General features: G+C 34.4%; 23 protein-coding genes and 3 pseudogenes. 15 read left to right on the top strand and 11 right to left on the bottom strand.

Annotated elements, in window-relative coordinates:
• Nucleotides 1-15 precede the first annotated feature (15 nt).
• The 3 genes from GKR88_03190 to GKR88_03180 all read right to left on the bottom strand — a co-directional run bounded on the left by GKR88_03190 (nt 16) and on the right by GKR88_03180 (nt 1,964).
• On the bottom strand, nt 16-612 hold the full coding sequence (locus tag GKR88_03190) for an AAA family ATPase (GenBank protein QMU63377.1): 597 nt from the start codon (nt 610-612) through the stop codon (nt 16-18).
• Nucleotides 573-1,196, bottom strand: a complete 624-nt coding sequence (locus GKR88_03185; protein QMU66628.1) for a nicotinamide riboside transporter PnuC — start codon at nt 1,194-1,196, stop codon at nt 573-575. The genes GKR88_03190 and GKR88_03185 overlap by 40 nt, the downstream gene beginning before the upstream one ends.
• A gap of 141 nt (nt 1,197-1,337) precedes the next feature.
• A complete protein-coding gene (locus tag GKR88_03180; protein ID QMU63376.1) occupies nt 1,338-1,964 on the bottom strand; it encodes a 4'-phosphopantetheinyl transferase superfamily protein in 627 nt (208 codons plus the stop codon).
• A 64-nt stretch (nt 1,965-2,028) separates the two neighbouring features.
• On the opposite strand from GKR88_03180, the gene GKR88_03175 reads away from it, so the two are divergent.
• The 3 genes from GKR88_03175 to GKR88_03165 all read left to right on the top strand — a co-directional run bounded on the left by GKR88_03175 (nt 2,029) and on the right by GKR88_03165 (nt 4,733).
• Nucleotides 2,029-3,345, top strand: a complete 1,317-nt coding sequence (locus GKR88_03175) for an adenosylhomocysteinase (GenBank protein QMU63375.1) — start codon at nt 2,029-2,031, stop codon at nt 3,343-3,345.
• Between the two features lie 505 nt (nt 3,346-3,850).
• Complete coding sequence (locus GKR88_03170; GenBank protein QMU66627.1) at nt 3,851-4,042, top strand: hypothetical protein; 192 nt, start codon at nt 3,851-3,853, stop codon at nt 4,040-4,042.
• Between the two features lie 4 nt (nt 4,043-4,046).
• On the top strand, nt 4,047-4,733 hold the full coding sequence (locus GKR88_03165; GenBank protein QMU63374.1) for a hypothetical protein: 687 nt from the start codon (nt 4,047-4,049) through the stop codon (nt 4,731-4,733).
• Here GKR88_03165 and GKR88_03160 read toward each other — a convergent pair.
• Together GKR88_03160 and GKR88_03155 are read right to left on the bottom strand one after the other, a co-directional pair.
• Nucleotides 4,707-5,872, bottom strand: a protein-coding gene (locus tag GKR88_03160; protein ID QMU63373.1) for an IS3 family transposase whose coding sequence is annotated in 2 segments (ribosomal slippage) — nt 4,707-5,608 and nt 5,608-5,872 — 1,167 coding nt in all. Because the reading frame shifts where the segments join, the coding sequence is not laid out codon by codon here. The genes GKR88_03165 and GKR88_03160 overlap by 27 nt on opposite strands.
• A gap of 71 nt (nt 5,873-5,943) precedes the next feature.
• Nucleotides 5,944-6,315, bottom strand: a pseudogene (locus GKR88_03155) (IS1595 family transposase).
• Between the two features lie 341 nt (nt 6,316-6,656).
• Between GKR88_03155 and GKR88_03150 the strand changes: the two are divergent.
• The 4 genes from GKR88_03150 (at nt 6,657) to GKR88_03135 (ending at nt 9,550) form a co-directional block, all read left to right on the top strand.
• Complete coding sequence (locus GKR88_03150; protein ID QMU66626.1) at nt 6,657-7,631, top strand: Dam family site-specific DNA-(adenine-N6)-methyltransferase; 975 nt, start codon at nt 6,657-6,659, stop codon at nt 7,629-7,631.
• Between the two features lie 2 nt (nt 7,632-7,633).
• The gene (locus GKR88_03145; protein QMU63372.1) at nt 7,634-8,125 is read left to right on the top strand and encodes a 4-diphosphocytidyl-2C-methyl-D-erythritol kinase; all 492 of its coding nucleotides are present in this window, start codon (nt 7,634-7,636) and stop codon (nt 8,123-8,125) included.
• Between the two features lie 196 nt (nt 8,126-8,321).
• Nucleotides 8,322-8,693 (top strand): transposase, encoded by a 372-nt coding sequence (locus GKR88_03140; GenBank protein QMU63371.1) that lies wholly within the window; start codon nt 8,322-8,324, stop codon nt 8,691-8,693.
• Complete coding sequence (locus tag GKR88_03135) at nt 8,693-9,550, top strand: IS3 family transposase (GenBank protein QMU63370.1); 858 nt, start codon at nt 8,693-8,695, stop codon at nt 9,548-9,550. Before GKR88_03140 ends, GKR88_03135 begins: the two co-directional genes overlap by 1 nt.
• Before the next feature lie 89 nt (nt 9,551-9,639).
• On the opposite strand, the pseudogene GKR88_03130 reads toward GKR88_03135, so the two are convergent.
• Nucleotides 9,640-10,804 (bottom strand): annotated as a pseudogene (locus tag GKR88_03130) (IS3 family transposase).
• Nucleotides 10,805-11,307: 503 nt separating this feature from the next.
• On the opposite strand from GKR88_03130, the gene GKR88_03125 reads away from it, so the two are divergent.
• From GKR88_03125 to tatA, 4 genes are all read left to right on the top strand, one after another.
• Nucleotides 11,308-14,379: a leucine--tRNA ligase gene (locus tag GKR88_03125; GenBank protein QMU63369.1), complete on the top strand. Its 3,072-nt coding sequence runs from the start codon at nt 11,308-11,310 to the stop codon at nt 14,377-14,379.
• Between the two features lie 96 nt (nt 14,380-14,475).
• The gene (rnr, locus tag GKR88_03120; protein ID QMU63368.1) at nt 14,476-16,701 is read left to right on the top strand and encodes a ribonuclease R; all 2,226 of its coding nucleotides are present in this window, start codon (nt 14,476-14,478) and stop codon (nt 16,699-16,701) included.
• A gap of 81 nt (nt 16,702-16,782) precedes the next feature.
• Nucleotides 16,783-17,460, top strand: a complete 678-nt coding sequence (locus GKR88_03115; GenBank protein ID QMU63367.1) for a DUF2807 domain-containing protein — start codon at nt 16,783-16,785, stop codon at nt 17,458-17,460.
• Between the two features lie 65 nt (nt 17,461-17,525).
• Nucleotides 17,526-17,717 carry a twin-arginine translocase TatA/TatE family subunit gene (tatA, locus tag GKR88_03110; GenBank protein ID QMU63366.1) on the top strand — a complete coding sequence of 64 codons (192 nt, stop codon included), beginning with the start codon at nt 17,526-17,528 and terminating at the stop codon, nt 17,715-17,717.
• Nucleotides 17,718-18,078: 361 nt separating this feature from the next.
• Here tatA and dprA read toward each other — a convergent pair whose 3' ends face one another.
• Nucleotides 18,079-19,188 (bottom strand): DNA-protecting protein DprA, encoded by a 1,110-nt coding sequence (dprA, locus tag GKR88_03105; protein ID QMU63365.1) that lies wholly within the window; start codon nt 19,186-19,188, stop codon nt 18,079-18,081.
• Nucleotides 19,189-19,278: 90 nt separating this feature from the next.
• Here dprA and GKR88_03100 point away from each other — a divergent pair, with 90 nt between their 5' ends.
• The gene (locus tag GKR88_03100) at nt 19,279-20,181 is read left to right on the top strand and encodes a hypothetical protein (protein QMU63364.1); all 903 of its coding nucleotides are present in this window, start codon (nt 19,279-19,281) and stop codon (nt 20,179-20,181) included.
• 60 nt (nt 20,182-20,241) lie between these two features.
• Complete coding sequence (locus tag GKR88_03095; protein QMU66625.1) at nt 20,242-20,751, top strand: acyl-CoA thioesterase; 510 nt, start codon at nt 20,242-20,244, stop codon at nt 20,749-20,751.
• Between the two features lie 475 nt (nt 20,752-21,226).
• Here GKR88_03095 and polA read toward each other — a convergent pair whose 3' ends face one another.
• The 3 genes and pseudogenes from polA to GKR88_03080 all read right to left on the bottom strand — a co-directional run bounded on the left by polA (nt 21,227) and on the right by GKR88_03080 (nt 24,679).
• Nucleotides 21,227-24,079, bottom strand: a complete 2,853-nt coding sequence (polA, locus tag GKR88_03090) for a DNA polymerase I (GenBank protein ID QMU63363.1) — start codon at nt 24,077-24,079, stop codon at nt 21,227-21,229.
• A gap of 134 nt (nt 24,080-24,213) precedes the next feature.
• Nucleotides 24,214-24,441: a DUF2442 domain-containing protein gene (locus GKR88_03085; GenBank protein QMU63362.1), complete on the bottom strand. Its 228-nt coding sequence runs from the start codon at nt 24,439-24,441 to the stop codon at nt 24,214-24,216.
• 94 nt (nt 24,442-24,535) lie between these two features.
• Nucleotides 24,536-24,679, bottom strand: a pseudogene (locus GKR88_03080) (DUF4160 domain-containing protein).
• A gap of 546 nt (nt 24,680-25,225) precedes the next feature.
• Here GKR88_03080 and GKR88_03075 point away from each other — a divergent pair.
• The gene (locus GKR88_03075) at nt 25,226-25,744 is read left to right on the top strand and encodes a hypothetical protein (protein ID QMU63361.1); all 519 of its coding nucleotides are present in this window, start codon (nt 25,226-25,228) and stop codon (nt 25,742-25,744) included.
• Nucleotides 25,745-25,764: 20 nt separating this feature from the next.
• Here GKR88_03075 and GKR88_03070 read toward each other — a convergent pair whose 3' ends face one another.
• Nucleotides 25,765-25,947 carry a hypothetical protein gene (locus tag GKR88_03070; GenBank protein ID QMU63360.1) on the bottom strand — a complete coding sequence of 61 codons (183 nt, stop codon included), beginning with the start codon at nt 25,945-25,947 and terminating at the stop codon, nt 25,765-25,767.
• A 147-nt stretch (nt 25,948-26,094) separates the two neighbouring features.
• On the opposite strand from GKR88_03070, the gene GKR88_03065 reads away from it, so the two are divergent.
• Entirely contained in the window at nt 26,095-26,313 is a 219-nt protein-coding gene (locus GKR88_03065; GenBank protein ID QMU66624.1) for a helix-turn-helix domain-containing protein, read from the top strand.
• Nucleotides 26,314-26,321: the final 8 nt, after the last annotated feature.

The following is a 26,321-nucleotide window of genomic DNA, read 5'->3' as shown; positions in this document are numbered from 1 at the left end:
ACTGCATTAAATTTTCTACAGAGAGTCGGAGAAAGAATATAAATGATCACGTTCTTTTATTAATTTATCAATTGCTTTGACAGCTTGTTTCAGGCGTGTTTCTTTATCTCCTTTTAGCAAAATATAGGGGCGTTGATATTTTTGTAAAGCGTTTTGGAAAGCTGCAAACATCTCTTCACGCAATTCCGGCCTGTCTCTCAGATCATCCGCTTCCCAGGGGGTATCGATATAGGTTAAAAAATACAAATCATATGAATTTTCAATAGCGGCTTTGTTTACATACGGATTGACAAATCCGCCGTAATATTCTTCGGAATACACTTTGGTTTCCAATAAATCCGTATCGCAAATCAATATTTTATCTGCCTTTTTTGCCAATGTATTTTCTAATTTCATTTGCCCGATAGCAATCGGTACCAGATCTTTTTGCTCACAGGTTTTACGTTCGTTATTCCACTTTTTTTGCAGGTACGCTCTTGCATATTCGGGGGCCCAAACAGTATTGTAGTGCCTGGCTAACTGACCCGACAATGTCGTTTTGCCCGTACTTTCAGGCCCAAACAGCACAACTTTTATGATGTTAACCGGGGTTTGTTTAAGCTTTTCTTCCATGCGTTATATCCTTGTATTGCCAGTATTGTAAAAATTAAATATTGTAAAGATAGCATTCCTAATCCTCTATATGCATAGAGCGGAACAGTAATGATATCGGCAAAAATCCACAGTGTCCAATTCTCTATTTTTTTATTTGCCATATACCACATGGCAGTAAAGAAAATACCCGAAGTGAATATATCCAGGTAGTTTTCTGTTTTTATTTCATTACCAAAATAGTTATATACCGAATAGGTCAATAGCATTGTGGCAGCCATCCAAAAGACCCCGACTATTTTTTCTTTTACAGTGGTCCCGGAAATGGGCACCACCGTTTTGTTATTTTTCTTTCTACTCCAATTCCACCAACCGTAAATGCTCATAATAGAATAGTAGAGATTCATCATCATATCACCGAAATAGGTAGCTTTATATAATAAATAAACCGTAATAATGGTTGCTATCAAACCTGTCGGATATACTAAAATGTTTTCTTTTTTTGCATACCATACACTGGCTATTCCAAATACAAAAGCAATCCCCTCCAAAACAATAAACAGCGTTGGCGTATTTTGATATGACTTCAGAAAAAAATCAAAAATTTCACCCATAAAACGATGTTAATTAAATTATTAATTGAGTATCCGTCATGACATCTAATGATCTTTTTGGTATTCAATGTATTAAAAGAGAACTCGTTTAAACTTTTTTAAGTTGCTAAACGCTTCTCATTTTCGTTACCTCTAAAATGCATATACACAAGTAAATCCTTCAAATTCTAAAAAATAAATAGTATACGCTGCTACCGTTCCCCCGTAGCGAATTTCTCCTGTTGTTTTTGTATCTGCAAACTTAAAATCTTCGATGTATATATGGGGTAAAAAAAGTATTTTTTTCTTCCCGTAAATTTTATACAACGATTCTTTTGCCCCCCATACAATGGTTAGTTTTCTTACTAAAACATTGTGACGGGCAATGGTTCTATACGCTTCAACAGGCGTAAATTTATGAGCTATCTTTGTAATTTTATCCCGCTGTTTTTCAATGTCAATTCCAACCGGAGTTTCTTTGGAAACGATAATGCCGGTAAATATAAAAGAATGGGTAATTGAAATAAAATTTTCGTCTTTTAAACAGGGTTTACCATGAACGTCATAAAACAAATCCATATCGGAGTATCCGGCTTCCTTTAGCAAATGGCGAATACTTAAAAACCCTTTCTGATGTAATTCCGATTTCATCTGTTGTAAACGGTACTTACTTTCAGGTTTTAAAAGTATATCAAATGACAGTTCTTCCATAGACTCTTCTATTTTCCAAATCAGTAATAAGATATCATTATCAATACTTGTCTTTTTGTAAAGAGCCATATATATCTAAAAGTTATTGCGTAAATTTCCACATTGGAATTTCGAGATAAACAAATATAAGAATATGAGTACAAAAACAGCAACTTACATGCTTTACAAAGTAAAAGATATTTCTCTGGCTGCATGGGGAAGAAAAGAAATTGCATTAGCCGAAGCGGAAATGCCGGGTTTGATGTCTTTGAGAGAAGATTACAAAGACGAGCAGCCGCTAAAAGGGGCCAGGATAGCCGGGTGTTTGCATATGACTATTCAAACAGCTGTACTGATAGAAACACTGCAACTACTGGGTGCGGAGGTTACCTGGAGTTCTTGTAATATTTTTTCCACCCAAGATCAGGCTGCCGCTGCCATTGCCGCTGCCGGAATCCCGGTATATGCCTGGAAAGGGATGAACGAAGAAGAGTTTGACTGGTGTATTGAACAAACATTATTCTTTGGAGAAGACAGAAAACCGTTGAATATGATTCTGGACGACGGCGGAGATCTAACAAATATGGTATTGGACCGATACCCGGAATTGGTAAGTGGCATTAAAGGACTGTCTGAGGAAACAACTACGGGAGTTCACCGATTGTATGACAGGATGAAAGCAGGAACATTACCCTTGCCGGCCATTAATGTAAACGACTCGGTAACCAAGTCTAAATTTGATAATAAATACGGATGTAAAGAGTCTGCTGTTGATGCCATTCGTAGGGCTACTGATATGATGTTGGCAGGGAAAAGGGTAGTTGTTTGCGGTTATGGTGATGTTGGAAAGGGGACTGCAGCTTCATTTAAAGGAGCAGGTTCTATAGTTACGGTAACAGAGATCGACCCTATTTGTGCATTGCAAGCTGCTATGGACGGCTTTGAAGTGAAACGTTTGGAAACGGTGATTAAAACTACCGATATAGTTATTACCACAACCGGGAATAAAGACATTGTTCAGGGGCACCATTTTAGCGCATTAAAAGACAAAGCGATTGTTTGTAATATTGGCCACTTTGACAATGAAATTGATATGGCCTGGTTAAATAAGAACTATGGAGACACTAAAGTTGAGATCAAACCACAGGTTGATAAATATACCATCAACGGAAATGACATCATTATTTTAGCAGAAGGGCGTCTGGTAAACCTGGGATGTGCAACAGGGCATCCGAGTTTTGTAATGAGTAATTCATTTACAAACCAGACATTAGCTCAGATTGAGTTATGGACAAATCACGGTGCTTACAAAAATGAAGTGTATATGTTGCCAAAACACCTGGATGAAAAAGTAGCGAAATTGCATTTGGCAAAAATAGGTGTTGAATTAACGGAATTGCGAGAAGACCAGGCTGCATATATTGGAGTGGCTAAAAATGGTCCGTTTAAACCGGAATACTACAGGTATTAAATTAAGTTCAAATATAAGGTTACAAATTGGTACCTGTGGAATTACTATGTGTTTTTGTTATCGTTAAATAATACTGTTTCAAGGTTTGAAAGTTGTAAAGTGTAAAAGCAACTCAATTCTTATAAAAGCACCTGGGGAATAGTGTTGTTTTTATAAGGAAATAAAGGTTAGAATGGTATACAATTTCAGGGTATAATAATCTTACAAACCACCAATGATTTATATACATGTAACCGGAACGAGTATTCGAAAAATTAAGAGTCCTTTTGACAATTTGTGAAATATCATTAAATTGTAAGGAAATTTTTGGAATTTTCTTAGTTTTTATACCGAAAGCTAAAAAACATAAAAACAATCAAAACTTCTGCATATACCACCATAATGGCAGAATAAGAGGAAGAAAGTTCTGTATATAAACAAGTTGGGCACAATTTGACCAAACCACAATCTGAACAATAAAATAGAAAAGATGACCTTAAATGAATTAGGAGCAAAACTCAACGAAATGTATAACAATGCACCAAAAGGAGATGCAGTTGCTATGATACACTTGTTCGGAATTAAATACTCGAACGAAATAAAGGAAAATGAGTATTCTAAAAAAGATATTATTAAACAATCTGGGATTTCAGCATCATATTTGACTGAATTGACTAAAGGCGTGAAATTGGCTGAATATGTAATTCCTAAAAGTTAACTAATTGGAACAAACTGAATTTTTAGAGAAAACTAGAAAAGCATATTTGGGTGCAAGAGAATGTTCTTTTCCACCAAAATCAAATTCTAGTATTTTAAGTAGAGGAACAAGTCACTCAATATCGTCAATTACAGAAGATTTATTTGGTTGCTATTGTGCAGAAAAAGTCCGAGAACCAAATGGAATAAAAATTCTAATCGACCCACCAATTTCATTTAAAGGAACTGAACTAAAGAATAAAAGTGGAAAAAGGTCATTATTACTTAGACCAGATATTGCTTTTACGAAAGACAATATTGTAAACTGCTTTTTTGACATCAAAACAGATTTAGGTTACAAAAGGTTTGAATTCTTAAACCAAGCGAAAGACAGAAATAATCAACTTAATACGATTAAAGAAAAATATGCACATTATAAAGATGGCAAAACAAAAATAAATCAACGGATAAAAATTTCACCTGACATTAAGTTCGTTTATGTTGTTATTTCACAAGGTAATATTGGCAAAGACAAAATGAATAGTTTCATTAACGGAATTAAACTATTAAAAAATGTTGACGTTTTTGTAATTTCAAAAGGCGAGCATTTAAATTCCTACAACGAAATTTCTAAAACAGAGATTAATGAAGAAGATTGGATATGCAACAAAAAATGGTACAAAAAGTTAAGCTACATTTTTGATTTGATATAATTTTTCAAATTCGATGATATTTTTGTAACCAAGAGCAGAATGTCTTCTGTATCTGTTGTACCAAGTTTCTATGTATTCAAAGACTTTAATTTGAAGACTTTTGTTGGATATAAACTTATTGTCTATCATTAGTTCTGTTTTGATTGTTTTAAAAAAAGATTCAGCTACTGCATTATCCCAACAGTTTCCTTTTCTACTCATACTGGGTGTTACATGATAACTTTTAAGGATATTAACAAACGCATGAGATGCGTATTGTACACCTCGATCAGAATGAAAAATCATACCTTCACAAGGCATTCTGTTGTTTACAGCCATTCTCCATGCAGCAATGATAGTTTGTCTTGCTTTGAGTCCATTGCTCAAAGACCAACCAATGACTTTAAGATCAAACAGGTCAATAATTACCGTTAAGTACAGCCATCCTTGTGCAGGCTTTAAATAGGTAATATCAGAAACCCATTTCTGTGCAGCAGCGGTAGCTTTAAAATCTCTATCCAATACATTATCAGCTACTGGATATTGATGCTTAGAATCTGTCGTGACAACAAATTTCTTTTTACGAACTGCTTTAATCCCATGTTTTTTCATCAATCGTGCTACCCTAGACCTAGATACTTTAAACCCTTTAGCTTTGAGTTCCTCTGTAATTCTAGGACTTCCATAAGTAGATTTACTTCGCTCACAGATACGGTGAATCTCAGAGAGTAGCATACGATTTTTTCCATCTCTATCTGATGGAACATAATTCTTACTCCTGTAATAACTGTTTCTACTAATTTTAAAAATTTTACACATCTTCCCAACCGGATATTCTCTACTGTAATCTTTGATAAATTTCAATACTTCCGATCGCTCTTGGAGAAGATGCTCACGGCATTTTTTAAGATATCCCGCTCCATGGTAACATCCTTGAGCTGTTTACGTAATCGCTCTAACTCTTTCTGATCTTCTGTGAGTTGTTTGACGCCATTACCGCTAAAAGCTAAATCAGGACGCTGTTCTAATTCTCTACGCCATCTGTAAATAAGATCTGCACTGATTCCCAATTCCATGGCAATCTGCTTTGTGTTACCTCGTACATTGCTTAATTCTACTGCTTTAATTTTAAACTCTTTACTGTATTTTCTTCGTTTCATATGGTTAAGTTATTTTAGATAAAATTAGCTTAACTCTTTGTCACTCTAAATGTAGCAAGTCCAGTATTTTCACTAGAAGCCATAGCTTCTCTTACTTTAAGCATAAACAATCGTGCTGTCTTTTCTGTAATACCATAGCGTACACCCATTTGTGTAGCTGATAAACTCTTGGTGGTAGTTGCCATTTCAAAACAGATAAAAAAGGCTTTTCGTACACCAAATCGCACTCTGTGAAAAATGGTGTTAGCCGTTGGGCTTTCTGTATCACCACATTTATTGCATGTTCTTGAAAAGTTCTTACGTACTTGGTAACTGGTATTACCACATTTACGACATACATAACCCTCTTTCCACTTGATTTGACCTAGATATGCTTTGCAATCTACATCTGTTTTAAAGCGTTCAGCGAACTCTAAAAGGTTTTGACCCTTGAAAATTTCCATAAAATCCCTATTTTTATTGACATACAAGTTATGAAATTATCTACTGACCTCTAAAAAAATTAAAAACAAAACATAAAAATTCGGCTTTGTGTTTATCCGAAAAATTAGTGTCTTTTTATACGCTACGTTTCATACACAAGACCGTTGTGTTTAATGTAGAATAACCATCTTCAAAGAAATTATATTATCTTGCAAAAGAATTTAATCTAATGAATTCCTCCACGTCTACGTCGGGGTAAAGTGGAAAGTTTGAAAATCTTAGGTTTTCATCAATTAAAAAAATCTCTTTCCACTTGATACCTCGAACGCTCTGTATCGGGGTAGTTCATTTCGACCAAAAAATGAAAGAATATCAAATCGAACATTGCGAAATAGATGTAGTTGAAGACTTGTTTTATGAATACAATGTTGGAGCGAAACCTTTCCTTAAATGGGTTGGTGGAAAAAGGCAGCTTTTAGAACAATTTGAATACCTTTATCCGACTGATTTAAAACAAAAGAAAGTAAAAAATTACTATGAACCTTTTGTTGGTGGCGGAGCAGTATTTTTTGACGTGGCTCAACGCTTTGAAATTGAACATGCTTTTCTCTACGACATTAATGAAGAATTGATTTTAACTTATTTGGTAATTCAAAAAGATGTTTCAAAACTGCTCAACTTTTTACACAGATACGATAAACAGTACAAAAAACTAACCGAAGACAAACAAAAAGAATACTATTACGGCATAAGAGAAAGTTTTAACCAACAACGTTTCAATATTGACTATGATAAGTATTCTGAAAATTGGATACCAAGAGCAGCTCAAACAATTTTTTTGAACCGAACTTGTTTTAATGGGCTTTTTCGATTTAACTCAAAGGGTGCATTCAATTCACCACAAGGGAAATATAAAAATCCCAAAATTGTGGATGAACAAAACCTCTTGAGTGTCTCTAAACTGCTCGAAATTGCAACCATAAAAAAAGCTGATTTTAAAGAAATAAAAAACGACTTAAATGGAGTTAGCTCATTCATTTATTTCGATCCACCTTATAAACCTATTAGCAAAACAGCAAGTTTTACTTCTTACAATAGACTCAACTTTGAAGATGATGAACAACTGCAACTGGCAAATTTGTATTTCGACCTAAACGAAAAGGGTTACAAACAAATGTTGAGCAATTCTGATCCAAAAAACACAGACCCAAAAGACGATTTCTTTGATGAAATTTATAAAGACTTTAATATAATACGAGTTGATGCAAAACGATCAATAAACTCTGACCCAAATAAGCGAAGTTCTATCAAAGAAATTGTAGTAACCAATTATTAAACGTGAAAAAAGGAAGAAAAACCAATATTACAGGAACTCAACTTGAGAAAGCAGTACAAACTGTTTTCTTGGAAAAGGGGTTTGAGATAGAAATGTACCGTAAATGGGAAAAGAACCCAAAAAATTATGGCAAAGAACTTTTGCTAAAAAATGTTCCATTTACAACAATTTACGGACACGGTGGAAATACTGAATTTTTACTGCTTTCAGAAAAGTACGATTTGCTAATTAGAATTGAATGTAAATGGCAACAAAGTGCAGGATCGGTCGATGAAAAACTTCCATACTTGTATTTAAACACAATCGAGGCTATGCCAGAAAAAGACATTATGATTTTGATTGATGGAGATGGATTTAAAGCAGGTGCTAAAACTTGGTTGAGGAATGCAGTAAAAGAAAAACTCTACACAAACAAAAGGAACAATGACACGAATGTTCAAGTATTCTCTTTAGCTGAGTTTTTCACTTGGGCAAACAATACATTTCAAGACTGATTAAAGAAACACTAAACACAACATTGTATCCTATAAGTAATTGCTTGTTCTCGCCTACTTCTGAAAATCCTCGCGGATTTTCAGTTTGGTGCGTACTTGCAAAGTTAAGTGCTAAACCACGCAACTTTTCATATACGAAGACGTTGGGCGCAATTATGACCCGTCCTGAAATATGTATACAAAAAACAACAAGTATATGTATAAAAATGATGGATATGTAAGACGTTATAGTGAGAGTTTTAAACTCAAAGTATTAGCAGAACTTACCAAAGGAAACCATTCCAAAAGACAAATTGCCTTAACTTACGGCATACAATCTAGTACGATAAACGTATGGATTAAAAAATATGACCGTAAAGATTTAATGAACACCCGTGTAACCGTGCAAACAGACGACGAATTATCCCGTATTAAAGCCCTTCAAAAAGAGCTAAAACAACTCAAAGATCTTCTTATTAAAAAGGATCTAGATAAACTTGTGAATGATAGTTATCTTGAAGTAGCTGCTGAAAATCTTGGCTATAAAAATGTTGAAGAATTAAAAAAAAACTTAAACATAAAGCCTTAATGAAAATAGCACCGATTAATAGAAAAAAAAGAAGGTACGCCATCGCTACTATTTGTAATGCTTTCGAGTTAAAAAGAGATGCTTATTACAAATATCAAAAAAGGTTTGTTCTTAAAAAACAAATAGAACAAAATGTAATAATGCTTGTTAAAAAAAGCAGGAAAACATTACCCAGAGAAGGTACTAGAAAGCTAATGAAATCCTTACATAATGATTTTAGGAAACAGAATATAAATATAGGTAGAGACCAGTTATTTAGAATCTTAAAAGAAAATAATTTGTTAATTAGAAGGAAAAAATATTCTTCTAAAACAACCAACTCTTACCATCGTTTTTATAAATATAAAAATATCATAAAAGACCTGATCATTAATAGACCTAACCAAGTTTGGGCTTCGGATATTACCTATATAAGAACTATAAATGGATTTTGTTATTTAGCACTTATTACTGATATGTATTCAAGAAAAATAGTAGGCTATGATATTAGTGATAGTTTAGAACTTAAAGGCTGTGTTAGAGCTTTAAATAAAGCTATTTATCAAACTAAAAATACCGAAGAAATCATACATCATTCTGATAGAGGAATACAATATTGTAGCAATGTTTATACTCAAATTTTGAAAAGAAAAAAGATACAAATCAGTATGACCCAAGAAAATCATTGCTACGAAAACGCAATGGCCGAAAGAGTTAACGGAATTTTAAAAGATGAATTCTTCCTCGACCAAACATTTACAAATATCAATCACGCCAAAAAAGCAACAAAAAATGCAATCAAATTATATAATAATAAAAGATTACATTTATCTTTAGATTATAAAACACCTAATTACGTGCACAAAAATGTAGCATAAATTTTAATAATTAACTGTAGCCCTATTTTAGGACGAGACATTAAAAACTTGAGAATAAATGGATATGCAACAAAAAATGGTACAAAAAGTTAAGCTACATTTTTGATTTGATATAATTTTTCAAATTCGATGATATTTTTGTAACCAAGAGCAGAATGTCTTCTGTATCTGTTGTACCAAGTTTCTATGTATTCAAAGACTTTAATTTGAAGACTTTTGTTGGATATAAACTTATTGTCTATCATTAGTTCTGTTTTGATTGTTTTAAAAAAAGATTCAGCTACTGCATTATCCCAACAGTTTCCTTTTCTACTCATACTGGGTGTTACATGATAACTTTTAAGGATATTAACAAACGCATGAGATGCGTATTGTACACCTCGATCAGAATGAAAAATCATACCTTCACAAGGCATTCTGTTGTTTACAGCCATTCTCCATGCAGCAATGATAGTTTGTCTTGCTTTGAGTCCATTGCTCAAAGACCAACCAATGACTTTACGATCAAACAGGTCAATAATTACCGTTAAGTACAGCCATCCTTGTGCAGGCTTTAAATAGGTAATATCAGAAACCCATTTCTGTGCAGCAGCGGTAGCTTTAAAATCTCTATCCAATACATTATCAGCTACCGGATATTGATGCTTAGAATCTGTCGTGACAACAAATTTCTTTTTACGAACTGCTTTAATCCCGTGTTTTTTCATCAATCGTGCTACCCTAGACCTAGATACTTTAAACCCTTTAGCTTTGAGTTCCTCTGTAATTCTAGGACTTCCATAAGTAGATTTACTTCGCTCACAGATACGGTGAATCTCAGAGAGTAGCATACGATTTTTTCCATCTCTATCTGATGGAACATAATTCTTACTCCTGTAATAACTGTTTCTACTAATTTTAAAAATTTTACACATCTTCCCAACCGGATATTCTCTACTGTAATCTTTGATAAATTTCAATACTTCCGATCGCTCTTGGAGAAGATGCTCACGGCCTTTTTTAAGATATCCCGCTCCATGGTAACATCCTTGAGCTGTTTACGTAATCGCTCTAACTCTTTCTGATCTTCTGTGAGTTGTTGACGCCATTACCGCTAAAAGCTAAATCAGGACGCTGTTCTAATTCTCTACGCCATCTGTAAATAAGATCTGCACTGATTCCCAATTCCATGGCAATCTGCTTTGTGTTACCTCGTACATTGCTTAATTCTACTGCTTTAATTTTAAACTCTTTACTGTATTTTCTTCGTTTCATATGGTTAAGTTATTTTAGATAAAATTAGCTTAACTCTTTGTCACTCTAAATGTAGCAAGTCCATCATTTTGTTAATGATTTTAGTGATAATGCTCAAAATTACACGTTACAAAATTTATATTTAGGATACTCTAAGCCAAATAGTAAGTTTTCGTATAGTTTAAACTTTAGAAATATTTATAACAATGATGTCATAATTAGAAATTCATTCAGTAATAATTTATTTATATCTAATCAAGTTTTTACACTATCTCGTGTATTTTTAGTTGAGTTGAAATACAAATTTTAATTTTTAAACCTAATAGTTCACAACGCTGTTATAATTCCCCCAATGATAGGACAGATTTTATCAAAACCTAAATGTGAAAATGCCATTTTTGGGCTTCAAAGTGTCAAACTCAAGAAGAAAATGTAAATTTGCACATTTTAAATAGAAAATAGTATTTGTATTTTAAATTAGCCGAATACTTTTAGCTTTACAACTTTCAAACCCGAAACGGTGTATGCAGTATAATCATAAAAAAATAGAAAAAAAATGGCAAAAATACTGGTCTGATAACCAAACCTTCAAGACCGATAATAATGCCGATAAACCCAAATATTATGTGTTGGATATGTTCCCCTATCCGTCAGGAGCAGGGCTACATGTCGGCCATCCGTTAGGGTATATCGCCTCGGATATTTATGCTCGTTACAAACGACACAAAGGATTTAACGTATTGCACCCGCAAGGATATGATTCCTTTGGATTACCGGCAGAACAATACGCTATTCAAACAGGGCAGCATCCTGCAAAAACAACAGCAAAAAATATTGCAACTTACCGGCATCAATTAGATCAAATAGGGTTTTCTTTCGACTGGTCTCGCGAAGTAAGAACTTCAGACCCTCAATACTATAAGTGGACACAGTGGATTTTCATTCAATTGTTCAATTCCTGGTACCACAAAACAACCGATAAAGCAGAAGACATTGCAACACTGATTTCGCTGTTTGAAAAAGAAGGAAACCTGACCGTAGATGCAGCTTGTGATGATCAGGTGCAAAACTTTACTGCTGCCGATTGGAAAAAATTTTCCGATAAAGAGAAGCAGCAAATATTACTACAATACCGATTGGCATTTTTATCCGATACGGAAGTCAATTGGTGTCCGGCATTAGGAACCGTTTTAGCCAATGATGAAATTGTCAATGGAGTTTCGGAACGCGGAGGGCATCCGGTAGTTCGCAAAAAAATGACCCAATGGTCCATGCGAATTTCCGCCTATGCAAAGCGTTTATTAAACGGATTGCATACGATCGACTGGCCCCAACCGTTAAAAGATACTCAAATGAACTGGATTGGCCGCTCGCAGGGAGCCATGATAACATTCGAAGTTCAAAACTCAACAGCTAAAATCTCCGTTTTTACCACCAGGCCCGATACCATTTTTGGAGCGAGTTTTATGACCCTGGCCCCGGAGCACGAATTAGTACCAAAAATTACAACCGAAGCTCAAAAATCAGTTGTTGAAGCCTATATACAAACCACCGCAAAACGCTCCGAACGCGAGCGTATGGCAGACGTAAAAACTATTTCGGGAGTTTTTACGGGAACCTATGCCGTCCACCCTTTTTCCGGAGTGAAAATCCCTGTCTGGATTGGAGATTATGTCCTGGCAAGCTATGGAACAGGAGCCGTAATGGCTGTTCCGTGCGGAGATCAGCGCGACTATGATTTTGCCAGACATTTTAAAATTGATATTCCCAATATTTTCAAAGATGTTGATATCTCCGAAGAAGCTTTCGCAGATAAAGAAAAAACGATCATTGCCAATTCCGATTTTTTAAACGGATTGTCCTATAAGGAAGCGACAAAAACCGTGATTTATGAACTGGAAAAAAGCGGAACAGGCTATGGAAAAACAAATTACAGGTTACGCGATGCTGTTTTTAGCAGACAGCGGTATTGGGGAGAACCCTTTCCTGTCTACTATGTAGACGGCATGCCGCAAATGATTGCCGACGAACATCTGCCCCTAGTCCTGCCCGAAGTAGACAACTATTTACCTACCGAAGACGGGCAGCCTCCCTTGGGAAATGCAACGGTTTGGGCATGGGACACAAAGACCAATACTGTAGTTGAAAACGAGAAGATTGACCATGAAACCGTTTTCCCGTTAGAACTGAATACCATGCCTGGGTGGGCAGGAAGCTCCTATTATTTTAATCGCTATATGGACCCGCACAATGAAAATGAGATCGCATCCCGGGAAGCGCTGGACTACTGGAAACAGGTAGACCTGTATATCGGAGGGGCTGAGCACGCAACAGGACATTTACTATATGCGCGTTTCTGGCAAAAATTTCTGTTTGATAAAGGATGCGTTCCTGTAGATGAATTTGCCAAAAAATTGATCAATCAAGGAATGATTTTGGGGACGAGTGCTTTTGTGCACAGGTTAGGAATAATTTTAGCCACTAAAGGAAATCCTTCTAAGGAAGATAGGGACAAGGTAAAGAAGGTTAAAGAGAAGTGTAAATTAGTAAAAGAATATGCTTTTTCAAGTGATTTGATAAAATATACAACAAAACTTATTTCAAACCCGATTAATGAAGATGATAAAAAACATAATGAAATCCTCAATAAAATTTTCGGAGTAATTTATAATCCAATAAAAAAAGAAATTCAAGAACTTAGTATTGAAAATTATATTGAACCAATGTCGATGCCTTTAACTTTTTCTCACTATAAAACTCATATTGATGTTTCATTAGTTAATGCTTCAGATGAATTAAATGTAGAGAAGTTTAAAAACGAATTATTAAATACTGATTTTAAAAACACTAATTTTTTCTCATTAGATGGCACATTTAAAGTTTCTCGCGAAGTCGAAAAAATGTCTAAGTCCAAATACAATGTTGTCAACCCAGATAACATTTGCAAGGAGTACGGAGCAGATTCTTTACGCTTATTTGAAATGTTTCTAGGCCCATTAGAGCAATCTAAACCATGGAAAACCTCAGGAATTTCTGGTGCACATTCATTTTTAAAGAAATTGTGGAAACTATTTTATTTTTCTTCTGAAGAAGGGCGGGAAAGTAAACTAAATATTTCAGATGTAGCACCTACCAAAGACGAACTAAAGATATTACACAAAACTATCAAAAAAGTAGAGAAAGACATTGAACATTTTTCATTCAATACATCCGTTTCTACTTTTATGATTGCCGTAAATGAATTAACTGTTCAAAAATGTAATAAGCGAGCCATTTTAGAACCGCTTTTGATTTTAATTTCTCCCTATGCACCACATATTGCAGAAGAGTTATGGGAAAAACTAGGGTATACCACATCTGTTTCCACAGCTATATTTCCTGTTTTTGAAGAAAAATATCTGGCAGAGAATACAAAAATATACCCAATAGCATTTAACGGGAAAATGCGATTTACGCTGGAACTACCATTAGAGATGAGTAAAGCGGAAATTGAAAAAACGGTAATGGCTTATGAAAAAACACAGATGCAATTGCAGGGGAGTATTCCTAAAAAAGTGATCGTAGTCCCTGGAAAAATTGTTAATATAGTAGGATAACATCCCCGAAGATGGTTTAAAAAAGCATTGGATTATAGTAAATTAGGTATTATGATATTTTTGCTTAAAATATTTAGATAAGATAGAGAAGAACTAATGAGTAAAAAGAAAAAAATCTACAAGAATAAAAGAAACAACATTAAAGATTTAAGAAGAACTATTTTAAAGCTATTAAAAGAAAACTCTTCTAAATTTTATAACTATAAACAAATTGCCGGAAAATTAAAGATATCCGATACAGATGGAAAGAATCAGATCATAAAAAAAATAGAAGAACTAAAGAAGGACAAAAAAATAAAGGAGATTAACAGGGGAAAATTTCAGATCAATGAAGATAGAAAATACTATACCGGTACACTTGATTTGACTACTAACGGAAATGGATATTTTATTTGCGGTGATTTTGAAAAAGACATCTTTGTACCTGCCATCAATCTAAATAAAGGTTTGCAAAACGACATTGTAAAAGCCTATATCTATAAAAGAAGAAGAAGCAATAGAATAGAAGCGGATGTTGTGGAGATTTTAAAAAGAAATAAAACAGCATTTGTAGGAGTACTGCAAATGAATAAAAATTTTGGTTTTGTAATACCTGACAATCGCAAAATATATACGGATATTTTTATATCTAAAAATAAATTAAACGGCGCAAAAGACGGAGATAAAGTATTAGCTAAGATTACTGATTGGCCCGACAGGTCGGAAAACCCATTTGGTACCATTACCCGGGTTCTTGGAAAACCGGAAGATCATGATACGGAGATTCATGCTATTTTATTAGCATACGGATTACCTTATGAATTCCCAAAAGAAGTAGCATGGGAAACTTCAAAATTATCAACAGAAATTACTCGGGAAGAAATTTTGAAAAGGAGAGATATGCGATCAGATGTAACGTTTACCATAGATCCAAAAGATGCTAAAGATTTTGATGACGCATTGTCTTTTACAAAATTGGAAAACGGAAATTATGAAATAGGAATCCATATTGCAGATGTCTCTCATTATATACAACCAAAAACGGTTTTAGATGATGAAGCCTGTCAAAGAGCAACTTCCGTATATTTAGTGGATAGAGTAGTGCCCATGTTGCCGGAAATTTTATCCAACGGCATTTGTTCTTTACGTCCGAATGAAGAAAAGTTGACTTTTTCTGTCATTTTTGAAATAAATGAAAAAGGACAAATTAGCAATCAATGGTTTGGCAGAACGATCATTTGTTCGGATAAGCGTTTTTCATATGAAGAAGCACAATCGATAATAGAAAATTGCTCAATTCTTGAGGGAGATGCAGTCACTTACACAATGCCGGGTAAAGTTTCTCTGACAGGAACTGCTTATGAAGTTGAGCAAAAAATAGCGAAAGCTATTTTAAAATTGGATGAGCTTGCAAAGAAGTTTCGAAATAAAAGAATGAAAAACGGTGCTATTTCTTTTGACAGATCAGAAGTAAAATTTCATTTGGATACAGAATGCAACCCAATAGGGGTATATCTTAAAGAAACAAAAGATGCTCATAAATTAATTGAAGAATTCATGTTATTAGCAAACAAAAAAGTAGCTGAATTCATTGGATTTTACAAAGGAAAGGCCACAAAAAAAACGTTTATTTACAGAGTTCATGACGACCCGGATGTAGAAAAATTGGCAACTTTACAAAACATGATAAGTAAATTTGGTTATAAAATACATACGGATACAAGAACATCTACTTCAAAAAGTTTAAATCAGTTATTAAAAGATATTCACGGCAAGGCGGAAGCAAATATGATTGAAATGCTTACCATTCGTTCCATGAGTAAAGCTGCATACACAACACAAAATATCGGGCATTACGGACTGGCTTTTGACTATTACAGTCATTTTACTTCCCCCATTCGTAGATATCCTGACGTAATGACACATCGTTTATTACAGCATTATTTAGACGGAGGCAGCAACCCCAAAGCAGATCTGTATGAAGAAAAGTGTAAACACGCCTCAAAGCAAGAAGAACTGGCAACAAAAGCAGAAAGAGACTCCGTTAAATATATGCAGATTAAATATATGAAAGGTCGTGAAAATGAAATTTTTCAAGGTGTTATTTCAGGCGCCACGGAATGGGGAATTTATGTGGAAATACTTTCTAACAAATGCGAAGGAATGGTGCGTATACGGGATATTAAAAGTGATTATTACATATTTGACGAACAGCAATGTGCAATTGTTGGAGAAACTACCAAACAGGTGTATCAGTTGGGAGATATCGTAAAAATACAAGTGAAGCACGCAAATTTAGAGCGTAAAAATCTGGATTTTTTATTAATTGAAGATGAGATTTAACATAAATACTACAATAAAAAAGTAAATAATTATTTTATTTATAGGATATAAATTGTAAATTAATGATCTAATAAAATAAAAATGAAAAAAACGTTTTTTTTAGTAGCATTATTCATAACAGCTGCTTCGGCAAGCCAAACGGTGATTACTAAAAAACTGGGTTTTTTTACAACTTTAAAGGTTTTTAACGGAATTAATGTTGAACTTATAAAATCGGACGAGCATAAGTTAGTGATTTCAGGAGAAAAATCAGAGAGAGTAAAAGTAAAAAACACCAGAGATATTTTAAAAATATCTTTAAAATTTCCGGACATCTCATCAGATAACAAAGTTGATGTTACATTATACTACCATACGGAAATTAAAATTATTGATGGCAATGAAGGTGCTACGATTACCGCTAAAGAAGTTTCACAACCACAAATAGAAATAAAAGCACAAGAAGGAGCTTTTATCAATATGGTTTTAAAGGTAAAACATCTAAGAGTTAAATGTTCTTCGGGAGGCATTATAAAACTTACCGGAACTTCAAAAAACCAGGATGTAGAATTAGACTTGTATGGTATCTATCACGGGTATGGTCTGAAAGTATCTGACAATTCCACTGTAAATGTAGGAACAGGAGCCAAAGCGGAAATACTGGCCGGAGAAACACTAAATGCAAAGGTAAGTTTTGGCGGGTCTGTTTTTTATAAAGGAAATCCGGAAGTAATTAAAGATAAAAAAGTAATAGGAGGTATTATAAAACAAAGGAATTAGGTTATTCAATGTCTTTTCTGTCAATTGAAACCTTTTTGTATCTTTGTAAGATAAATACAAAAATAATGAACGCACTTACTATGCTTCTCGGTTTTGTTGGTCCTTGGCAAATTGCCATAATAGTTGTACTGGTTTTATTGATGTTTGGAGGGAAAAAAATACCCGAATTAATGAAAGGACTCGGAAAAGGAATCAAAGAATTTAAAAACGCTACTAAAAAAGAAGAAGCCGAAGATAAAATAGAAGAAAAAAAGTAAAACCCTTTTAAATAGGTAGTAGAAAACAGGGAAACAACAGATAGATACTCATCTTTTCTGCATCAGACAATTTCCCTTTATGATCGCGTTTTTTAACTCCTGAACTTTCCAATTATAGACCATTTTCTAGTTGTGAAGCAAATTCTATGTGAAAATCGTCTAATTCTACAAAGAATTCCGTAACTTTATCTCTAAGCATTTGAGGTGTTTTTATTATTCAATTTACTGAAATTCACATAAATAAACAATGATTTAAACACCTTTTTCTTATCCATTATTCGCGTTAATTGCATTTTTTGAAAATTCAAATGTGTCATTTGATAATATTACATTTGAATTTTTAACTACACCTGTTCTTCCTCTAACTCAATTCAAACATCTTTCCGGGTAATGATTTTACTACTCCTTTTAATTCCAGTTCTAATAAAACGGATGCTGACTGATATATAGGAATAGCACACTCAATAGCTATAGTATCTAATACCTGTGCTTTATTTTTTATTAAAAAGTCATATACTTTCTGCTCTTTTTCATTTAGTTTTGCAAATAGTGGTTTTTGAATTTTCTTATTAGGTGTTTCCTTAATGTCCCAATTCAACATCTCCACTATATTTTTAGGAGATTGCAGCAAACAGGCGTTATGCCGTCTGATAAGTTCATTGCAACCTATACTTGTCAGATCATTAACTTTTCCCGGAACTGCAAATACATCTCTATTATAAGAATTGGCAATATCTGCCGTTACCAACGCACCTCCTTTATGTGCAGATTCTATGATAATAGTGGCTGCCGACAAGCCTGCTACAATTCTGTTGCGTTTTAGAAAATGTTCTCTCTGTGGGGTGTCCTCGTACCAAAACTCAGTAATACATCCTCCTTTTTTATGTAGTTGATGGATATATTTTTTATGAGCTTTCGGATACACCCGCGAAAAACCGTGTGCTAAAACCGCAATGGTTTGCAAATGATTTTTTATGGCTGCTTTGTGTGCACAAATATCAACTCCATAAGCAAGACCACTGACAATAATCGGATCATATACGGCCAGGTTTTCAATTAGCTGATTGCAAAAATCCCGTCCGTAGTGAGACATATTTCTCGTTCCGACAATCGCAATGATTCTTTTGTTATCAAAGTCAATATTTCCGTCTTTAAAAAACAATATGGGAGCATCTGTACAATGCTGCAAATTTTCAGGATAATCATCATCTAAAAAATAAGAATATTCAATATGATGATCTTCTATGTGTTGCAATTCTCTTTCAACCCAATACAGTTTCGACTCATCTAGTAAATGTTTTATGGCGTACGAACCTATTCCATGTACTTTTTGAAGTGTATTTGGGTTTTCTTTAAAAATACTTTCTACATCTCCAACAGCAGAAATCAACTTTTTTGCGAGAACATCTCCTATAAATTTGACTTTTTGCAAACGCAGAATAGCAAATAACTTTTCTTTTTTCACATGCATTATTTTGATTTTAAAATTACAAAATTATTGTTAATAATTTTTAAAAACAGCTCATTTTTCCTGCTCTTATAATTTTTATCTTTGTTCCAAATGACAATAGCAAATTATATTCATGACTTACTGTACAGACACGATTGTGTAATTGTGCCAGATTTTGGAAGCTTTATTACGAATACCGTTAGTGCTAAAATTAATGAAGAAGAACAGTTGTTTTATCCGCCGACAAAACAAATTTCTTTTAATTCGCATCTAAAATTGAATGACGGTTTGTTAGTCAATTATATTGCCAAAGCAGAAGGTATTTCATATAGCACAGCTTTTGAAAAAGCGAATACGGTTGTAGCTAATTGGCAGAAAAAAATTCAATCGGGGGAGCTTTCCATAGATAAGATTGGCTGTATGCTCTTAAATGATAAGGGGCAACTTGTTTTTGAACCTTCGAAAGACATTAGTTATTTAACAAGCTCGTTCGGGCTGTCTTCTTTTCATGTACCGACCAAACGACATCAACAAAAAGCAGCTCCTTTAGTTCCTGCAAAAACACCTGCCGGTATTTCTCATATGGCAAAATATGCAGCAGCGGCGGCTATATTACTGGCGTTAAGTTTTGTCGGATGGGATAGTTATGAAAATAACCGGCAACAAAAAGAGATGGTCGAAAAACAAAAAGTGCTGGAATACAAAATTCAAAATGCCACTTTTGTCATAAGTGATCCTTTGCCCACAATTAATCTAAACGTTGTGAAAGAAGCTTCTAAATCATACCATGTAATTGCCGGTTCTTTTCAATTTGAAGCAAATGCAAAAAAGAAAGTAGCCCGGTTAAAAGCAAAAGGTTTTTTAAATGCTGCTATTTTAGGTAAAAATAGGTGGGGTTTGACACAAGTAGCCTATGAAAGTTTTTCAGACAGGTTTGTAGCCTATAAAAATTTGACCAGGATTCGTAAGTTAGATGCCGAAGACGCCTGGATGTTGCACAAGTCTTTTCGCTAAAATTAATTCCTTTCTATAGTATGCCTTAACAGGCCTGATGATTTTTACATAAAATTTATGATGAAAGCAAAATCACCTAAAGAATCATTAACCGTTTTGACAGATTTGGTTTTACCCGGTGAAACCAATTATCTGGACGATCTTTTCGGAGGTGAATTATTGGCAAGAATGGATAGGGCGTGTAGTATTGCCGCAAGGAGACATTCGCGAAGAATTGTAGTAACTGCTTCCGTAAATCATGTAGCTTTTAACAAATCCGTACCTGTAGGAAGTGTAGTAACGATAGAAGCAAAAGTTTCCAGAGCCTTTACATCTTCTATGGAAATTTATGTAGATGTATGGATAGAAGATCGGCAATCCGGAACCAAAACAAAAGTAAACGAGGGTATATATACTTTCGTTGCTGTTGATGAGACCGGAAAACCTGTAGAAACCCCTCCGATTATTCCGGAAACGGACTTAGAAAAAGAACGCTACGACGGTGCTTTACGGAGAAAACAGTTGAGCTTACTACTTGCCGGGAAAATGAGCCCTGAGGATGCTACCGAATTAAAAGCATTATTTACTTAAGTATTCTATTTCTGCAAAACAGACTTGTTTGTTCCATTTCCTTTTATCGATATTTTTTTGTCGTTGATATAGAATTAATAGGACTTGGGCTTTTTTAAGTCAATCTTATCCCTTTCCGATTTAATTTTACGTCAACTTTAGGGGATATTTCATTGTCTTTCACAGTTAAGTTCTGTTGATTTGTGAAGAGTGCTTTTTTCATAAGAGCACTCTTTCTTTTAGGTATTATGGCTAAACCAATACAAAATGTCATTATTTAAAGACCTGTTGACTCTAGAACCAAGAATCATGACGGTCTTGATTCTTAATTCTAATAGCGTAGTAGTCTTGTTTTAAAATGTATCTGCAAATCTTATTTTATGTCAAGTTATGTTGATTTAGCCCTTATATTGAATCTAAAAATAAATTTAATCAGTTGATATCGAGGAGATAAGTATTTGTAATTTTTATCACTTGAAATTACGGATATGATTTTTTAATGCGCTTCTAACCAATTTTCACCAATACCTATTTCCACGTCCAAAGGAACAGTCATTTTATAAGCATTTTCCATTTCTTCTTTGATAATGGGTTTGATGATTTCCAATTCGCTTTTGCAAGCATCAAAAACCAGTTCATCGTGTACTTGCAACAGCATTTTCGATTTAAAATTTTCAGATGAAAAACGCTTGTAAATAGCAATCATTGCCAGTTTGATAATGTCTGCTGCAGATCCCTGAATAGGAGCATTTACGGCATTTCTCTCGGCAGCACCCCGAACAATAGCATTCTGAGAGTTGATATCTTTTAAATACCGTCGTCTTTGCAAAACTGTTTCCACATATCCGTGTTCTCGCGCAAAATCTACCTGCTTTGCTATATAACTCCGAAGCTTGGGATAGGTTTCATAATACAGGTCAATAAGCTCTTTGGATTCCTTTCGGGTCAGATTTGTCTGATTACTCAATCCAAAAGGGGAAACTCCGTAGATAATGCCAAAATTAACTGTTTTTGCATTGCTGCGTTGTTCACGCGTTACTTCTTCAATAGGAACATTAAATACTTTTGCAGCAGTCGAAGCATGAATATCCTCTCCGTTTTTAAAAGCTTGGGTCATGGTTTCCTCTTCGCTGAAAGCCGCGATAATGCGTAATTCTATTTGCGAATAATCAGCAGCCAACAACACATAATCGTTGTTACGGGGAATAAAGGCTTTTCTCACCTGCCGGCCACGTGTTGTACGAATCGGAATGTTCTGCAGATTAGGATTATTAGAGCTAAGCCGCCCTGTTGCGGCAACAGCTTGTGCATATACCGTATGTACTCTTCCTGTTTTCGGATTGATCTCGTTAGGTAACGCATCTACATAGGTGCTCTGCAATTTTTTATATTGGCGATATGCTAAAATATCCGCAATAATTTGGTGCTCTTTTGCCAAATAAGATAATACATCTTCTGCAGTAGAATACTGGCCCGTTTTGGTTTTTTTAGGTTTGTCTGCCAACTTCATTTTTTCAAATAAAATGACGCCCAGTTGTTTTGGAGAGGCAATGTTAAATTCCTCACCGGCTTGTGTGTAAATGTTTTCTTCTAGTGTTACAATATATTCGGTCAGATCGGCAGAAAGCTCTTTTAAAAAGCCGGTATTTAGATTGATGCCTTCAATTTCCATAGCAGTTAATACGGAAACCAAAGGGAGCTCTATATCAGTAAACAATTTGGTTACGTTTCCGCCTTCTAATTCTTTTGTAAAATGCGTTTTCAATTGCAGCGTAATATCAGCATCTTCTACGGCATACTCCGTTTGGTCAGCAATCGGAACCTCTCGCATAGACAATTGGTTTTTACCTTTTTTGCCAATTAATTCGGTAATGGAAACAGGTTGATAATTCAAATAGGTTTCTGCAAGTATGTCCATATTGTGGCGCATATCCGGATTGATCAGATAATGAGCAATCATGGTATCAAACAACGAGCCTTTTACGGAAATATCGTAATTAGATAACACTTTGATATCATATTTTAAGTTATGTCCGATTTTCTCAATGCGTTTATTTTCAAAAAAGGGTCTGAACGACTCTAAAAGAACTTTGGTTTCTTCCTGATTTTCCGGAAAAGAAACATAATACCCTTTCCCTGCTTCATATGAAAAAGCAATGCCTATCAATGCTACTTCCAGAGCTTTTAATCCGGTAGTTTCCGTATCAAAACAGACAGAAGGTTGCTGCAATAATTTTTGTAACAGGAGTTTTCGGGATAAGGGTGTATTTATATGTTGGTAGAAATGATCTGCATTGGTAATGGTTTTAAACCCGGTACTCTTTTCTTCTTCGGAGAGGGTACCGGCACCCGGAGCGACAAATAAATCAAATTGCTCTCCTTGAGTCACTTTTTTAGAGGCGACAGGGTTTAGAGGTTTTTGTTGAGCCTTTTGAACATCGTTTTGTTCATCGGGTAGGGGCGGGACCGAAGAAAATGTCTTTAAAAAATTATCTGTCAGTCTTCTAAATTCCAGTTCGTGAAAAATTTCTTTGGTGACTTCCATATCCGGCTGACACATTTCAAAATGTTCTTCATGAAAATCTATGGGGACATCCAGCATAATAGTTGCCAGTTGTTTGGAGAGGATTCCTACCTCTTTAGAAGCTTCCAGTTTCTCTTTCATCTTTCCTTTTAAATAGGCAGTATTTGCCAATAGATTTTCGATAGAACCATAGGCTGCCAGGAATTTTTTGGCTGTTTTTTCTCCAACGCCGGGTAGCCCGGGAATATTGTCAACGGAATCTCCCATCATTCCCAAAAAATCGATAACTTGTTCCGGGTGTTCTACACCAAATTTCTCTTTTACTTCCGAAACGCCCCAGGTTTCATAGCCGCCTCCGAAACGAGGGCGATACATCAGGATATTTTCAGTAACCAACTGGGCAAAATCCTTGTCAGGCGTAACCATAAAAGTTTCATAACCTTTTTTTTCTGCTTTCTTTGCCAGGGTACCGATAATATCGTCTGCTTCATATCCTTCTAAAACCACTATGGGAATATGCATGGCAGTTAAAATTTTTTCGATATAGGGTATGGCAATTTTGATAGCTTCGGGCGTTTCTTGTCTGTTTGCTTTATATTCCGGAAAAAGCTCTGTTCTGGCAACACTTCCGCCACGATCAAAACAAACAGCCAAATAATCGGGCTGTTCTCTTTTTATAACATCTAACAGCGAATTGGTAAAGCCCATAATCGCCGAGGTATCCATCCCTTTAGAGTTGATACGGGGATTTTTAATAAAGGCATAATACCCTCTGAAAATTAATGCAAAAGCATCTAATAAAAAAAGTCTTTTTTTTGTTGGCATTGATTTTTGTTAAGATGATAAATCTACAAAAACTTATGTTTTAACCCGAATGATGCATTAGAAAATCTACTAAAACGAACCTTTGTTTTTGAGAACTAAGAGTTGTGCAACAGCTACCTGTGTTGGCGGTAGTTTTACACTTCTACCTCATCTTTTTGAAATTTTAAAAAACCTTCAAAACTCAAATCTTCATCTATGTTTTTCCAGTGAATTCCATACGGTGAAAGTTCAAAACCCTCTCTTTGTTTTGGTGTTGCATTTTGTAACCTGGGAAACCATTTTAAGGGCATCGACTTTTCAATTCCTTTTTTTGTTTTAAGAAATATGTTTTTATTGTCGAACCAAATTTTTAAAACTTCCATAATTCATCTGTTTTTTAAAATAATTATACCAAGCGTTGACTATCAAATCCTTGTTTTCTTCAATTAATGATTCTGCTAGCTTAATTTTTGCTTTTTAGTCCTTTGTTATCAATCCATTTCATATTTTCAATGTCAAATTTAGTTCTCCATCTGCATTTCTAACGTGAATATGAATTGGCACGTGTTCGTTAGAATAGAAGAAAAACCGTAATCCAAAAACTCTAAAAAGTGTTGGCATAAATCATTTGTTGTGCTATAAAATTACTGAATTTAAAATACTATTCCTAAAATTATTCTTTCAGTTGTTTTATGCTCCAATTTACTGCATTGCATAGTACAAATATCTCAAAACAAAACTAACAACAGGATTAATGAAAACACTTCTATTTCACTACCCATACCAAAGTAACTATCAAGCTCACTAACTGAAAATATCAGAGCTATTATCAGATACAATAAAACCGAAGCGACTAAAAGTAAAAATTCTCGTGCTATTATTTTTTTGATTTTATGTTTCATTCAAATTACCGCCAACGGTAAAGTATAAGCATAGTAAGGGATTGGTAAGTTGTTAATTTCAGTATAGAAATGACCTGAACAAACATAAAATCACATTTGGTTCGGGGCTTTTAACCCTTATTATGCTTATACGTTGTTGGTAGCCGTTTTAATTCATTCGTTTTTTAAAATCTATATTCCATTTTCAAAAGTACAAATCTTGGTAATAACCTGTATTGAGTCGTTGATGTTCCTATGTCGCTAACTGAGAAGTTGTATGTCATTGATGAGAAGTGAAGAATCAGTCATAGAATATCAAAGAATTTTTAAACAAGTTCTTAATGACTTAAACTCCGAATCAGATATAGATTTAACGGAAGAATCGGCTAGTGCTCTTTTGGTTCATCATTATGACGAGGAAAGAGTCCATGAATATATCATTAACAACAAAGCAATATCCTACGATAAGTTAAAATCTATCCTTTTAGAAGAGTTAAAATCAAATATTGGAATTGTTGAATTCGATTCACCAACATTAACTTTATTTGAGGCAGATAATTTAGAAAAAGCCACAATCAAAATTAACAATCGAAAGTGGCGAATTCACAAAAACGACTTAGATTCATTCCCTTCCCATCCTCATGAATATGAAAACAACTGGAAATTGCACCTTGGAACAGGTGAAATATTTGTTAAAAAGAAACTAAAGGGGAAATTAGATAAAAAAGATTTTCAAAGATTAAGGAAATCAGTTATCCAAAAGGGAATTGACCTATCTCACCTTTCAAATGACTCAGGTCATTAGCCTCTTCTTCTTTAAGAATCTTATCGCTTTCCCGAATAAAGTTTCTGTTTCACTCCCCTAACCTCATCACTTAACTTCTTATTGGCATTTGTCAATAATTCATTTTGATGCTTCATAATACTTAATAAATCATGAATCGCATTTAAGTTTTCATATTGCATGGAAACTATTCTTTCTAAATCGGCTTTAGTATATCTACTCATCTAAATTTGTTTTGATAAATTAAACTATGATTTCGAATATCATGACTAAGGTAATTACTTTCTGGAATAAAACAAAACTATTGTCCAGAAATTCTAAACTAACATCTCAAAAGATTAAATTTGAGTATCGAATATCAAAAAGACAACATGACAGAATTAGGTCAGTATTTATCCAAAAAATCAGCTAGTAAAGCTGAAATTGCAAAGAAGACTGGGATTAGCAAATCAAGAATTAGTGAATTGACACTTAATCCTTCTACTCAGTTAAGAGCCAGAGAGCTTTATTTGATTGCGTTGGCAATTGATGTAGCCCCTGGGGAGATGTTTGAAGAAGTTTTTGAGGATTTGAAATTAAAGGACAATTAAGCAGAACT

It is taken from the genome of Flavobacteriaceae bacterium (assembly GCA_014075215.1).
Lineage (GTDB): Bacteria > Bacteroidota > Bacteroidia > Flavobacteriales > Flavobacteriaceae > Polaribacter.
The sequence above is the reverse complement of the archived record's forward strand: the minus strand, read 5'-3'. Positions and strand labels throughout refer to the sequence as shown.

Bases quoted from the DNA above. Each gene is read 5' to 3' on its own strand.
- dprA (QMU63365.1), bottom strand. From the start codon at position 19,188: ATGCATGTGAAAAAAGAAAAGTTATTTGCTATTCTGCGTTTGCAAAAA.
- GKR88_03135 (QMU63370.1), top strand. From the start codon at position 8,693: ATGAAAATAGCACCGATTAATAGAAAAAAAAGAAGGTACGCCATCGCT.
- GKR88_03100 (QMU63364.1), top strand. From the start codon at position 19,279: ATGACAATAGCAAATTATATTCATGACTTACTGTACAGACACGATTGT.
- GKR88_03175 (QMU63375.1), top strand. From the start codon at position 2,029: ATGAGTACAAAAACAGCAACTTACATGCTTTACAAAGTAAAAGATATT.
- GKR88_03170 (QMU66627.1), top strand. From the start codon at position 3,851: ATGTATAACAATGCACCAAAAGGAGATGCAGTTGCTATGATACACTTG.
- GKR88_03115 (QMU63367.1), top strand. From the start codon at position 16,783: ATGAAAAAAACGTTTTTTTTAGTAGCATTATTCATAACAGCTGCTTCG.
- rnr (QMU63368.1), top strand. From the start codon at position 14,476: ATGAGTAAAAAGAAAAAAATCTACAAGAATAAAAGAAACAACATTAAA.
- GKR88_03075 (QMU63361.1), top strand. From the start codon at position 25,226: ATGAGAAGTGAAGAATCAGTCATAGAATATCAAAGAATTTTTAAACAA.
- GKR88_03150 (QMU66626.1), top strand. From the start codon at position 6,657: ATGAAAGAATATCAAATCGAACATTGCGAAATAGATGTAGTTGAAGAC.
- GKR88_03095 (QMU66625.1), top strand. From the start codon at position 20,242: ATGAAAGCAAAATCACCTAAAGAATCATTAACCGTTTTGACAGATTTG.
- GKR88_03065 (QMU66624.1), top strand. From the start codon at position 26,095: ATGACAGAATTAGGTCAGTATTTATCCAAAAAATCAGCTAGTAAAGCT.
- GKR88_03125 (QMU63369.1), top strand. From the start codon at position 11,308: ATGCAGTATAATCATAAAAAAATAGAAAAAAAATGGCAAAAATACTGG.
- GKR88_03085 (QMU63362.1), bottom strand. From the start codon at position 24,441: ATGGAAGTTTTAAAAATTTGGTTCGACAATAAAAACATATTTCTTAAA.
- GKR88_03190 (QMU63377.1), bottom strand. From the start codon at position 612: ATGGAAGAAAAGCTTAAACAAACCCCGGTTAACATCATAAAAGTTGTG.
- GKR88_03140 (QMU63371.1), top strand. From the start codon at position 8,322: ATGTATAAAAATGATGGATATGTAAGACGTTATAGTGAGAGTTTTAAA.
- GKR88_03180 (QMU63376.1), bottom strand. From the start codon at position 1,964: ATGGCTCTTTACAAAAAGACAAGTATTGATAATGATATCTTATTACTG.
- GKR88_03070 (QMU63360.1), bottom strand. From the start codon at position 25,947: ATGAGTAGATATACTAAAGCCGATTTAGAAAGAATAGTTTCCATGCAA.
- tatA (QMU63366.1), top strand. From the start codon at position 17,526: ATGAACGCACTTACTATGCTTCTCGGTTTTGTTGGTCCTTGGCAAATT.
- polA (QMU63363.1), bottom strand. From the start codon at position 24,079: ATGCCAACAAAAAAAAGACTTTTTTTATTAGATGCTTTTGCATTAATT.